The organism is Algoriphagus antarcticus (genome assembly GCF_002150685.1).
Taxonomy (GTDB): domain Bacteria; phylum Bacteroidota; class Bacteroidia; order Cytophagales; family Cyclobacteriaceae; genus Algoriphagus; species Algoriphagus antarcticus.
The window spans coordinates 33,723-46,941 of sequence record NZ_MSSW01000076.1; the positions used below are offsets into that span (position 1 = coordinate 33,723).

Below are 13,219 nucleotides of genomic sequence, written 5' to 3' on the forward strand. Positions count from 1 at the left end.
AATAGCTTACTTATCTTGAATTATAGCCGCAATTTTCACCCTCAAAAATCTGCATTAAATGGATTTTTGGCAGTGTTAAAAGGTTGTTTTTTTATGCTACTATCTGGTTCTTTGCATGCGCAGGATACGACTGAACAGAAGGCTTCTTCAGCGAAAGAACAGGATTATTACATTATAGTAGATATTCCAGTTCCTGATGGTATTGAACTTGAAGTTGGTGGGTTGGCCGTAACTCCTGACGGAAGTTTGGGCGTGTCCACTCGAAGAGGTGAGGTTTGGGTAATAGAAAATCCATACATGGTGGGTTCTCGAATCCCCCAGTTCACCAAATTCGCAGATGGGTTACATGAACCACTGGGATTGGCCTATCATAAAGGTAGTTTTTATTCCTCCCAGCGGTCGGAGCTGACCAAATTGACCGACAATAATGCAGATGGAAGAGCGGATGGGTATGAAACTGTTGTTTCTTGGCCCTTGTCGGGGAATTACCACGAATATTCATATGGACCACTGTTCACTCCAGAAGGTGACATGCTCGTTACACTTAATTTGGGATGGATAGGTCATGGCGCCAGCTTGGCAAAATGGCGTGGGTGGATGATGAAAGTGTCTCCAGACGGTAAAATGATACCTATAGCATCAGGAATGAGATCTCCATCGGGCTTTGGTTATAATGCGGAGGGGGATGTGTTTTACGGAGAAAATCAAGGCGATTGGGTTGGTTCAGGCCGGATTACTCATGTGGAGGTAGGTGATTTTGTGGGAAATCCGGAAGGCCTGGTATGGAGCCATTTGGATGGTTCTCCCGTCAAATTAAAACCTGAGGATATACCTGACACGGGGTTGCCTATGTCAAAGGTCGCTGCAGATATCCCTGGATTCAAGACTCCTGCAGTGTGGCTGCCTCACGGGCTGTTGGGAATTTCCACTTCAGATATTCTTCTGGATAAATCTGGTGGGGAATTTGGGCCATTTAGTGATCAACTTTTTATCGGAGATCAGGGTCTTAGTAAAATTGCAAGAGTTTATCTTGAAAAAGTAAACGGTGTTTACCAAGGTGTGGCATTTCCTTTCAGAGAGGGTTTTTCTTCCGGTATATTGAGGATGGTATGGGGAAATGACGGATCTATGTTTGTGGGAATGACTAGTAGGGGATGGAGTTCTACTGGAAAGGCACCATTTGGTTTGCAGCGATTGGTATGGACGGGGAAAACACCCTTTGAAATTAAAACGGTAAAAGCCCAACCAGACGGATTTGAATTGGAATTTACCCTGCCGGTAAATGAGTCGGTTGCAAAAGATCTGGAATCTTACAAAATGTCAAGTTTCAACTACAAGTATCACCATAATTACGGAAGTCCCGTCATTGAATTGGAAGATCTAGTGGTTAAAGGTGCTGTAGTCTCTACCGATGGATTGACTGTGAGATTGGTAGTTGATGGCCTTAAGGAAGGATATATCCACGAAATAAATGCAACTGGGATTAAATCAATGGAGGGGATGGATTTATTGCATGCAGTAGGGTATTACACTCTTAATCAAATTCCAGTCGGTGAAAAAGTGAATCTTGCAGATATAATAGAGACATCCAACAACCTTCACCGTGGACACCAAAAAATGAATGACCCGCCGCTTACTAAGGCAGCTTCAGCTAATGTGACTGCACCACCAACGAATAGTCAACAAAAAAGGGTGACGGTTATGCCGAGTACCTGGTCTAAAGGGCCCGATCAAAGTATTGTCATGGGCACCAAGCCAGGCTTGAAATATGATTTGGAGATTTTCGAAGTAAAAGCAGGTAGCAAGGTTAAGATCACTTTCAATAACAATGATGACATGTTACATAATCTGGTAGTAGTAAAGCCTAACACTGCCATTGAGGTGGGAGAAGAGGCCTTAAGCATGGGATTGGAAGGTTCTCAAAAAAACTATATACCCAACTCCGATAAGGTGCTTTTTCATACCAACATTCTTTCACCGGAAACATCTGAATCCATCTATTTTGAAGCACCTTCCGTTCCCGGTGAATACACCTACGTTTGTACCTTTCCAGGACACTTTTACGTGATGCAAGGGATTATGAAAGTGGTGGAATAGCGATTGAACTTTGGGATTTAAGGTGTGTAAGAGCATATGATATGCCTTTTTTTGATGAAATAAAAAACGGCAAGTGTTTTATTTTAAGAGAAATCAAATGAAAACAAGTGAATTCGGCCAATATCAATTGCCACCATGCTACAGAATTTATCAAGTCCAGTAAAGAATCAACCTTCTGTCTTTAAATATCTTTTGGCAACTACATACTGGCGTTGGTACTGAGGAAGAGCAAAATCCAGTTAAGCTTGATTTTTGTCCAACAATAGTGGATATGTTTATTTAAATTTTATACTGAAAGGTGACCTTTTGATTTGGTAACCACCAACCCAAAGATTAAGGTATATGTATGAAAAATAGTCAAAATTAAGAATCCAAAAAGCTTTTTTGGAAAAAGGCAAAAATAACCAAACTTACTATCCCCAAAATCAAACCAATACGGGTCATGGAAATTCAATACCATGTAAAGAATACGGAGGGGAAAAGCATTGTGGGATTCATTCAAAATATGATTCATCAATTGTGAGGAAGCCCGGCTAGTTAACCCAATGTATTTATTGAACGAAAAATGGGATCATACAAATAAAAAAAAAGGATAGATTAATTGGATAACAATGAAAAAAGGCTGTCAATCGATAGCCCTTTTTTTACCCTGTTTATCAACCTGATTCGCTAAACTTTTTAATTCGCACCCTTTCTGTGTCATATTGGAAATTAGATAGGGGGATGTGACACTGACCGCGGAGAAGAAAATGGGTATTCAGAAGTGGTCGCTTTTGTAATCAACCTCAATAGTTGTTATCAAAATGCTGCTGACCTAAGTTTACGCTCGATTTCTTTAGCAGTTTTTGTAGCACACAATCCACCGATATTAGTACACTTAAATTCGTGCGGTATTCCCATGCCAATTGTGTACATCGTTTCGATCACTTCATCTAAAGGTATTAATTCGTCATATCCGGAGAGTGCCATATTCGCAAAAGAAATTGCGTTCGTTGCTGCCATCACATTATTTCCCAAACACGGGGCTTCCACTCTGTTGGCAATGGGTGTACAGGTCATACCAAGTGTGCTTTGCAACACCATAGAAGCAGCAGCAATAGACTGGCTAAGTGTGCCTTTCGAAAGATATACAATCGCAGCCGAAGCCATACTGCCTCCAGACCCATACTCAACTCCACATCCTGCCACTTCTCCTGCAAAAGTGGATTGTGACGAAATAAAAATTCCAATTAATCCAGCCACCAACATTGCTTTAACGATTTCGTCTTCTGAAACTCCAAGGAAATCGGCAGTCCCCATCACCGCTCCTGGGAGCGTACCACATGAACCGGCTGTAGGAGCCGCTACAATAACTCCCATTGAACTTTTTACCTCCATTAATGCAGAAACATACATTACAACAATATTGAGCGCACCAGTCTCTACTAACCGCTTGTTTTGTAATTGGGTTCTAAAATTTACAGACTGACTACCTAACAACCGATCAGTATATTGAGTACCCTGAAGTCCACATTTTATGGAATCTTTTATAGTATGTACTATCTTTCTCATCTTCCCAAAAATTTCCTCTTCCGAAGTGTTTCCTCTCTCGCTTTCATAAAGAATAGCCAGTTCCAATAAAGAAAGATTTTTATTTTTATTATAATCAAGCATTTCGTTGCACGTTACAAAGGGTACTATAATATCTTTTCTTGATAGGACAGGAAGTACAGGGCATAGTTTTTTTATGAACATGACATCTTCCATAGAGGCCAATTGTACCTGAAGGAATTCCTCCGGAAAACTTTGCGCCTTTATTTCAATAAAATGCGGATTTTCATTATGCACAATTAAGTAGTCATAAGACATCCCTCTATTAATTAATTCCAAAATCCTATCTGGTGTCTTGCAATAAATCAGCGTTTCGTAAAAATCACCCATCATAGAAACCCCAATTCCGTCAATGGCTATTACTTCAATCATGCCACCACCTGTGGAAATCGCCGTCACAGTTCTGGTTTCCAAAGAATTACTCAACGTAATCTGATACGTATTTAAATGTTTCGCGGCAATATCTCTTATAGCAAATTGAACTTTTATACCGGCTTCAGAAATATGATAATCAGATTTCGGTAACCGTTCATCATCTGCTTCCCATCCCAGGAAACCTCCAAATAGCCCCATATCCGATCCCTGATCCTTATGCGTATTCGCTAAAGAGCCGTTCGGATCGAATTCAACTAAAATACTCTTTATATTATTTGCCATCAAGTCCCTACACAGCCTGCCAATCCGCAGGGAAGCTGCACAATGGGAACTAGAAGGACCTCTCATCACAGGTCCGATTATGTCATTAAAAATGCTGGGATAATTCATTGCATTATTCTTTTAACTATTATAAATAAATTTAAAGGGATTTGAGGCTTTCTCACTATTAAATATTGACAAATCTGTGTATTATCTTAACATTTCATAGTTTTTTCTTTGCAAGAATTGCTTATTAATCCCAACTATGGTAGATTAATATTACAATATCTTGCATTTCTAAGGTTATTTTAAGAGGTAAAAATAAATCTAATTTCATATGCACCCCCTTCATTTTAAAGTACCAAGGCTTAAAGATGAAACAATCCGAGTAGAGTGTTGGGATTTGGAAAATTTCTATGAACCTATTCATTTTCACGAGGAATTTCAGATTACCCTGATTCTGGAAGGTGGAGGATCGCTTTTCGTTTCGGATAGCGTCATACAGTTTAAAATAGGTGAGATCTACCTTTTTGGCAAAAATTTACCCCACGTGTTTAGAAATAGAGGGAATGAATTCCTAAATAATGGACATAAAAAGGCCAGGGCAGTTTCAGTCTTTTTCAACCAGGATGTTTTGAAATGTTTGTTGCAAGATATCCCTGAGGCCTATGCCATAAAACGATTGATCGACTTTTCATTATATGGAGTCAGGGTTTCCGAAGCTAAACAGGGGCTTATAAGTCAGAAATTAAATGCGTTGCCTGAGAAAAGTGCATTTGAAAAAGTCCTTTGCTTACTTGAAATCATGGAATGCATTTCAAAAGACAATGAGTTGGATTTTATTTCCTGTCAGGGAATTCCCATTCACACCGTTCAGGAAAATATCCCGAAGATTAACATGGTTTTTGATTTTATTAGAAACAATTACAATGAAAAAATCACCCTCAAACAAGTGGCCTATCTGGTCAACATGTCTCCTACCGCCTTTTGCAGGTTTTTCAAATACAAAAGTCAGAAGACCTTTTCCAGATTTTTAATAGAAGTGCGGATTGCAAATGCCTGCAAACTCTTATACGAGGATGATTTTAATACTTCGGAATGCTGCTATCGCTGCGGCTACAATAATTTGTCAAATTTCCATAAACACTTTAAAAGTGTAACCGGGATGACACCCCTGAGATACAGGAAAAACATTCTGAACATTGCCAGCTAATTAGGTGGTTTATTTGATGGAGTGATTCTTAACTTACCGATCTTTGTGGTTTTTCAACAACCAATGAAATATTACCCTTACTTTTTGATCATACCTACTATGTTAATATATCATATCATTTGGTTAAAATGACATAATATGAAAAGGGGTTAATCATTTATCTTTGTAAAAGTAGTTGATCATGATTTTGATTCAAATCATGAATTAAACCATTGTTTGAAAAATCCTAATTAATTTGACAAATAATCAATAGCATAGAATGAAGCGTAATATAGTGTTCGGAATATTTTTTTTATTAGGTTTTGTATGTGAAGTATATTCTCAAACAGAGCTGACGTTACAGGACATCTATACGGATGGAGTATATGATCAGAATCGATTCGGTCCTATTCGCTGGATGAGAGACTCCAAAGGTTATTCTAGCATTGAAAAAAGTAATAGTCAAGAGGGAGATGATATCGTCCGGTATGACGCCCTTTCAGGAAAAAGAACGTTACTAATTTCTGCTGAAGAATTAATTCCTTCAGGGAGTACTAAGCCTTTATCCGTGGCAGACTACCATTGGTCAGAGGACAATAGCAAGCTGCTAGTTTTCACCAATACCAGAAAAGTTTGGAGATTTCATACAAGAGGTGACTATTGGGTTTTGGACTTGACAACCCGAAAGCTTTCTCAACTGGGCAAAGGAATTCCTTCGAGTACGCTGATGTTTGCCAAATTCTCTCCTGATGCAACTAAAGTGGCTTATGTAAGTCTAAACAACATCTTTGTGGAATCACTTGAATCAGGTGAAATCACAAAAATCACCTCCGACGGAGGAGAATTTATTATAAACGGAACCTTTGATTGGGTATATGAGGAGGAGCTGAGTTGCAGAGATGGATTTAGGTGGAGTCCAGACGGGAAAAACATTGCCTACTGGCAATCGGACACCAGAAATGTGGGTACTTTTTATTTGATCAATAATATTGATTCAATCTATTCGAAACCTATCCCTTTACCTTATCCTAAAGTTGGGGAATCACTTTCAGCTGTTAAAATTGGAGTAGTCTCTAGTGAAGGAGGTCAAACAAAATGGTTTGATTTTCCAGGGGATCCTAGAAATAATTACCTAGCTAGAATGGAATTTATTCCGAATTCTCAGGAAGTGATGGTACAGCAGTTGAACAGATCCCAAAACAAAAACACGGTTTGGACAGGAGACATTGAGACTATGGCATTGTCAAAAATCTTAATCGAGGAAGACGCTGCTTTTTTGGAAATCCATGACGACATACGCTGGCTAGAAGATGAGAAGTTTTTTACCTGGAGCAGCGAAAGGGATGGTTGGCTTCATTTATACAAAGTTTCCAGAGATGGGAAAACAAGCGAATTGGTTACTCAAGGAGACTTTGATGTAGAGCGCATGAGTCATATTGATCCTGCCAGTGGGTATGTGTATTACATAGCCTCACCTGAAAATTTCACTCAGCGATACCTTTATCGAAGTTCACTGTACCAAATAGGAAAAGCGGAACGGATCACCCCGATGGGACTGTCAGGACAAAATGCCTATCAAATTTCAATAGATTCAAAATTTGCAATTCACGCCTTTCAGAACACAACCACTCCGCCCGTTTATTCCTTGGTTAGCCTTCCAAACCATGAAAAAATCAGGGTTTTGGAAGAAAACCAAGAATTAGAGAACAAGTATTCTGCATTGAGACTGAGTCCGAAGGAGTTTTTCAAGGTGGATATTGGAGATGTGAAATTAGATGCATGGATGATAAAGCCCAAGGACTTTAACCCAGACAAAAAGTACCCGCTTTTATTTTATGTCTATGGTGAGCCTGCAGGATCTACTGTCCAAGATTCATGGATGGGTGGGGATTTATGGCACCATTACATGGCCCGCTTGGGATATGTAGTCATCAGCATAGATAATCGTGGTACCAAAACTCCGAGAGGAAGGGAATGGCGTAAATCTATTTATGGTCAGATAGGAATACTCGCTTCCTACGATCAGATGAATGCTGCAAAGCAAATCCTAAAAACCTACGACTACATAGATTCCTCCAGAGTAGGTATTTGGGGCTGGAGTGGAGGTGGTCAGATGACCCTCAATGTGATGTTCCGCTATCCGGAAATCTATAAAGCAGGTTTGGCAGTGTCATTCGTATCTGATCAACGGCTTTATGACGCTACGTATCAAGAGCGATACATGGGACTTTTGGAAGATAACCAGAAAGGTTATCGAGACGGTTCTCCAATCACTTATGCGGAAAATTTGCAGGGAGAACTTATGATCATCCATGGCACGGCCGATGATAACGTGCATTACCAAAGTTTTGAAATGCTGGTTGACAAATTAATCCAATACAACAAACAATTCTCCATGATGTCTTACCCTATGCGTGCCCATGGAATCAATGAACGTGAAAACACTTCCCTTCACCTCAGGGAGACCATGAAAACCTTCTGGTTGAGGAGTTTACCACCTGGCGGACGATAATAAAGGACTGGATGATAATTTCAATCAATTCAGGTAAAGAAAAAATTTGAATTTCTGAATAAACCAAAACCTATAAACTAAATAGAAAAACCATGATAAATTGGAAAGGAGTATTCCCCGCTGTAACAACCAAGTTTACGTCTGATGATGAGCTTGATATCAAGTCATTCCAATCCAATATTCGGACCCAGATGGAGGCAGGAGTGCATGGCATCATCTTGGGTGGCAGCTTGGGAGAAGCTAGTACTTTGACAAGCCGCGAAAAAGCAACCTTGATCAAAGCAACTTTAGAAGTGTTGGAAGAAAAAATTCCGGCAGTCCTCACCATCGCGGAACAATCGACAGAAGGTGCTATCGAGGCCGTGAAGGCTGCAAATGAAAGTGGCATTGAAGGCTTTATGGTACTTCCTCCAATGCGATACAAGGCAGATGATCTGGAGACCCTCACTTTTTTCAAGAAAATAGCCCAATCCACTGATCTTCCGATTATGATCTATAATAATCCTGTGGATTATAAAATTTTGGTGACTCTGGATATGTTTGAAGAGTTGGAAGTATTCAAAAATATCCAAGCCGTAAAGGAATCAACCAGAGATCTCTCCTTGGTAACCAAAATGATCAATCGATTTGGCGACAGATATAAAATTCTATGCGGGGTAGATCCCATGGCATATGAAAGTTTGGCACTTGGTGCAGATGGCTGGGTAGCCGGCTTGGTATGTGCCTTTCCGTTTGAGACGGTCGCCATCTATAACTTGATGGAGCAGGGAAGATATAAAGAAGCTTTGAAAATTTACCGATGGTTTTTCCCTCTTTTGGAATTAGATATTCATCCAAAACTAGTTCAATATATCAAATTGGCAGAGGTAGCCACTGGATTGGGTACTGAGCATGTGCGGGCACCGAGGTTGCCGCTGGTTGGATCGGAGAGGCAAAGAGTTCTAACTATTATCCAGGAATCCCTTAAGAGCAGACCTGTTTTGCCCAATTGGGAAAAAATTCCAATGTAATCACATTTAATAGGAAAAGAGAAACCTTTGATATCCAGTATCCCGGGATAAATGTGCACAACAGTTAACCAGCGTATGAATGAAGACCTTTCCAAAAGAAACCTATATTGAAAGAAGGAATCAATTAAAAAGAAAAATGGAATCCGGTGTCTTGCTTTTTATCGGAAATGAAGAAAGCAGCATGAACTTCAAAGACAATTGGTATCCATTTAGGCAGGATAGTACTTTCCTTTATTTTTTCGGGTTGGATATGCCGGGACTCACTGCTGTGATCGATGTAGATCAAGATGTAGAGGTTATTTTTGGAGATAATTTGACCACAATAGAAACCATTTGGCAGGGATCCCATCCTCCTTTATCGGATTTGGCAGCTGCTGTTGGGATCGAAAAAACTAAATCAAAAAGCGAAATCTCAACCTTTCTGGACTCAGTTGATGGGCAAAGAATCCATTTTCTACCCCCATATAGGCCTGAAAATAGTCGAAAGCTGGAGAGTTGGTTAACTAAAACTCAACTGGAAATTCAATCCTCAATTTCAGAGAAATTCATTAAAGCTGTCGTCTCTTTAAGATCTATAAAGTCCGAGGAGGAAATCCTTGAAATCACCAATGCAGTGAACATGAGTGTGAAAATGCATAAGCGGTTAATGCGGGAAGCGAAGCCCGGGATGAAGGAATACGAACTTCTTGGCCTGGTAAACTATGAAGCAATTTCCTCAGGTGGAAGTGTGTCATTCCCACCGATAATAACTATTGATGGACAAATTCTTCACAACCATAACTATTCAAACACACTAGTTGAGGGAAAAATGCTTTTGGGTGATTTTGGTGCCGAGTCAGCTATGAATTATGCCGGTGACATTACCCGAACCATTCCCGTTGGATCTAGATTTTCAGATAGTCAGAGAGAAATCTATCAGATCGTTCTCAATGCCTATCAATCTGCTGTTACACTTTGTAAGCCAGGTATACCGTTTAAAGACGTTCACCTTTCAGCTAGTAAAAAACTTGCTGAGGGGTTAAAAGATCTGGGGATTATGAAAGGGGACTTGGATGATGCGGTGCATCATGGAGCCCATGCGCTTTTTTTTCAGTGTGGTTTAGGGCATATGATGGGGCTGGATGTTCATGATATGGAAGACTTAGGAGAGCAATATGTGGGATACAATGAAGAACTTCTTAAATGCACTCAGTTCGGTCTGAAGTCACTCAGATTAGGAAAAGAGCTTGAAAAAGGCTTTGTAATTACGATTGAACCTGGTATTTATTTTATCCCTAAGCTGATCGAACAGTGGGCGGGGGAAAAACTACACAGTGATTACATTGATTATAATGAACTTGCACATTTCCAGAATTTTGGTGGAATCCGAGTGGAAGACGGTTTTGAAATTACAGAGAATGGTTCGAAGCTTTTGGGCGAGCCATTAGAAATAGAAATCAGAGAAGTAGAGGGTCTTAGAGAAGGTGTAATTGGCTGTAGACCATGAAGCAAAGCACAAAAACGCTACTCAACTTTTGAGTTGGTTCTTTAGAATCAAATCAATGTTTTCGACAACCATTACGGCATTTTCTTTTGAAAAGCAAAGTGGTGGTTTTGTCTTCAAAACATTGTCATTTGGACCGTCGGTGCTGATCAGTATGTTACGATTTCGCAGTTCGTTTTTGATGTGAGAAGCTAATGCAGTATCTGCTTTAGTGGTTCCAAGTTTCACCAATTCCACCCCGATGAAAAGTCCCGAACCTCGGACATCCCCTATGCAGGAGTGATTTTTCTTTAAGTCCCGAAAAAGCTCGAGATAATAATCCCCGACAATTTTTGCATTCTCTTGCAAGCCTTCCTCTTCAATCACCTCTAAAACAGCAAGACCTATCGCACAGGAAACAGGGTTTCCGCCAAATGAACTGAAAAATTCCACGCCTTTGCTAAAAGATTCTGCAATAGCCTCGGTGCAGACAATGGCACCCATTGGATGACCATTCCCCATGGGTTTACCCAGTACGACCATATCTGGTACGACCCCTTGGGCTTCGTAGCCCCAGAAATAGTCTCCCATTCTTCCAAAGCCTGTTTGAACCTCATCGCTGATGCAGATTCCACCTTGATTTCGCATGACTGGATATAGATTTTGGAGATAGCCCTCGGCCAAAGGGACCTGTCCACCGCAACCTACAATCGGCTCAGTGATGAATGCTCCAACTCTTTTTCCAGAATCCAGAATCACCTGAATCGCATCTTGAGCAAACAGTTTTCCTGCGGATCCATCATTGACTTTGTGTTTCCCTAAGTAAGTATCCGGAATCGGAGCTTTGAGGATATTGCTTTTTTGACCGAAGCCCTTTTTGTTATTGAATTTGTAGTCGCTGATATCAATGGAAATCTGCGTGTTTCCATGATAGCCATGCTCCATGACGAGCACATTTGGGTTTTTGGTATGAGCAAAAGCCATCCTCATTGCCAAATCACTGGCAGCACTTCCCGAATTCACAAAATATACTTTGCTCAGTGATGATGGGAATTTTGCTAGAAGCTTTTCTGCATATTCTGCCAATTGATCATAGAGGTAGCGAGTATTCGTGTTGAGTTTAGCCATCTGACGCTGACCAGCTTCCACGACTTTAGGGTGGGAGTGACCCACGTGGGGAATATTATTATAAGCATCCAAAACAGCTATCCCCGACGAATCATACATGTATTGGAAAGCTGCGCCAGTGACAGAAAGTTGCTTTTTGTAGCTAATGGAGAGGAGCGGGCTGATGGATTGGTGTCTTCGTACAAGTTGGGATTCCAAGCTTGGTACTTCCGCAATCGGTAAATTCAAGGCTTTCTTAAAGGTGTTTGTAGCACCAAGCGGATTGATGGCAACCCATTTTCTAAGCATTTGCCAGGCTGCGTTTTCGCTGATTGAAGCATAGCTATTTTGGGGATCTACCTTTCTGGCATGGGCTGATTGACATACTGAAATACATAGCCGAGCAGCAATCAGATAATATAAAACATCCAATTCCTTTGGTTCCAAAGGAATGGCTCGGTGGTAGGCTTTCAAGAAATCAGCTGTCCAATCCAAAGGGTTTTCTTTGTCGTAGCAGATATAAGTCATCGCGATAGCGACCTCATTGATCAGCGGTGAATAGGTTAGATCTCCGAAATCTATAATCCCTGAAACTGTTCCGTTTTGGAATAAAATATTCCACTCATTGGCGTCGTTATGGATGATCTGATGCCGTAATCCCGGCAAAATCGGAGCGACATTCTCTTGGTATAGGAGAAAAAAATAGCGGACCAAAGTGCGGTCTTGCGGATTTTCGATATCCTCGATCAAGGCTTTATTAAGGTGAAGGAATTGAATATCCCAATCCAGCTTTCTTGCTTTGAGGGTATAGCTCTTGAAAGTATGCAGGGAGCGATCCAACTTTCCCAAGAAAGTACCTAAAGATTCATAAAGTTTCTTAGTCGGTTCTTGATCTCCCAGAAAAGCTCCTTCCAGAAAAGTGAGCAATCTACAGCTTGTTGGATTGCCATCTATTTCAGCTAAAAAGATAGATTCACCTTGCAAAGTAGGGACGGGATTGGGATATTTTCCCACTTCCATCTGATTAAGATGGAGCAGTGCTTCGTTTTCTGCCTCTATGATATCAAAAAGCTCTTGATCAAATCGATAAGTTTTAAAAATGTATTTGGTAGCCCTATCCTCGACTGCATAATTGATGTTGAAATAGCCAATAAGCTTATCGATTTTTGGATTTTCGAACTGAAATTTTTCCTGTAGTATTTTCTTTAGTTCTAGCATAAAAAGCAACTGGGTACTCAAAAGTTGGTAATTAACCTTCTTTTTTTTCACAATATCTCAAATTCTAACCCGATAAAAAACACACAAGACCTAAAGCCACCAGTAAACTTTGGTCAACAGGATCACTCCGGTAGACCAGTCCAGAATAGATATTAAAGGTTTCGAGGATAAGGTTAGGCAGCATAGAGTTTCCCCTGGGCGCTATTTTTTGTTTTTCGATTCGCAGGGCATCAGATTGTGAACCTGCCACTTGGAATAATACTACTTCCCATGATCTAAATTTGGAGGTATAGGTGTGAAAAGTGCTCTCATTATGTTCTGTAATTCTTCTTTTGGGATTATTGGAATGCCCAACGTAAAATTTATCAGCAGAAGTAGAGTGAAGTATATCAATT

Annotated in this window: 8 protein-coding genes; 5 read left to right on the top strand and 3 right to left on the bottom strand. The window is 40.3% G+C overall.

Going from position 1 to position 13,219, the window contains the following annotated elements; genetic code table 11:
* Positions 1 to 93 precede the first annotated feature (93 nt).
* Positions 94 to 2,097 carry a plastocyanin/azurin family copper-binding protein gene (locus tag BVH04_RS21525; RefSeq protein WP_086543533.1) on the top strand — a complete coding sequence of 668 codons (2,004 nt, stop codon included), beginning with the start codon at positions 94 to 96 and terminating at the stop codon, positions 2,095 to 2,097.
* Between the two features lie 798 nt (positions 2,098 to 2,895).
* Here BVH04_RS21525 and BVH04_RS21535 read toward each other — a convergent pair.
* A complete protein-coding gene (locus tag BVH04_RS21535) occupies positions 2,896 to 4,344 on the bottom strand; it encodes an L-serine ammonia-lyase, iron-sulfur-dependent, subunit beta (RefSeq protein WP_240511015.1) in 1,449 nt (482 codons plus the stop codon).
* A 316-nt stretch (positions 4,345 to 4,660) separates the two neighbouring features.
* On the opposite strand from BVH04_RS21535, the gene BVH04_RS21540 reads away from it, so the two are divergent.
* The 4 genes from BVH04_RS21540 to BVH04_RS21555 all read left to right on the top strand — a co-directional run bounded on the left by BVH04_RS21540 (position 4,661) and on the right by BVH04_RS21555 (position 10,523).
* Positions 4,661 to 5,536, top strand: coding sequence for an AraC family transcriptional regulator (locus BVH04_RS21540; protein ID WP_086543525.1), 876 nt, complete (start codon positions 4,661 to 4,663; stop codon positions 5,534 to 5,536).
* Positions 5,537 to 5,795: 259 nt separating this feature from the next.
* Complete coding sequence (locus BVH04_RS21545) at positions 5,796 to 8,027, top strand: S9 family peptidase (RefSeq protein WP_086543526.1); 2,232 nt, start codon at positions 5,796 to 5,798, stop codon at positions 8,025 to 8,027.
* A gap of 92 nt (positions 8,028 to 8,119) precedes the next feature.
* The gene (locus BVH04_RS21550) at positions 8,120 to 9,037 is read left to right on the top strand and encodes a dihydrodipicolinate synthase family protein (RefSeq protein WP_086543527.1); all 918 of its coding nucleotides are present in this window, start codon (positions 8,120 to 8,122) and stop codon (positions 9,035 to 9,037) included.
* A gap of 79 nt (positions 9,038 to 9,116) precedes the next feature.
* Positions 9,117 to 10,523: an aminopeptidase P family protein gene (locus tag BVH04_RS21555; RefSeq protein ID WP_086543528.1), complete on the top strand. Its 1,407-nt coding sequence runs from the start codon at positions 9,117 to 9,119 to the stop codon at positions 10,521 to 10,523.
* A 21-nt stretch (positions 10,524 to 10,544) separates the two neighbouring features.
* Here BVH04_RS21555 and BVH04_RS21560 read toward each other — a convergent pair whose 3' ends face one another.
* Complete coding sequence (locus tag BVH04_RS21560; RefSeq protein ID WP_240511016.1) at positions 10,545 to 12,875, bottom strand: aminotransferase class III-fold pyridoxal phosphate-dependent enzyme; 2,331 nt, start codon at positions 12,873 to 12,875, stop codon at positions 10,545 to 10,547.
* A 13-nt stretch (positions 12,876 to 12,888) separates the two neighbouring features.
* Positions 12,889 to 13,219, bottom strand: a 331-nt coding sequence (locus BVH04_RS21565) for a GIY-YIG nuclease family protein (protein WP_169714481.1), incomplete at its 5' end; no start/stop codon positions are given.

Coding starts and splice junctions, on each gene's coding strand:
- BVH04_RS21545 (WP_086543526.1), top strand. CDS start 5,796: ATGAAGCGTAATATAGTGTTCGGAATATTTTTTTTATTAGGTTTTGTA.
- BVH04_RS21555 (WP_086543528.1), top strand. CDS start 9,117: ATGAAGACCTTTCCAAAAGAAACCTATATTGAAAGAAGGAATCAATTA.
- BVH04_RS21525 (WP_086543533.1), top strand. CDS start 94: ATGCTACTATCTGGTTCTTTGCATGCGCAGGATACGACTGAACAGAAG.
- BVH04_RS21540 (WP_086543525.1), top strand. CDS start 4,661: ATGCACCCCCTTCATTTTAAAGTACCAAGGCTTAAAGATGAAACAATC.
- BVH04_RS21550 (WP_086543527.1), top strand. CDS start 8,120: ATGATAAATTGGAAAGGAGTATTCCCCGCTGTAACAACCAAGTTTACG.
- BVH04_RS21535 (WP_240511015.1), bottom strand. CDS start 4,344: ATGGCAAATAATATAAAGAGTATTTTAGTTGAATTCGATCCGAACGGC.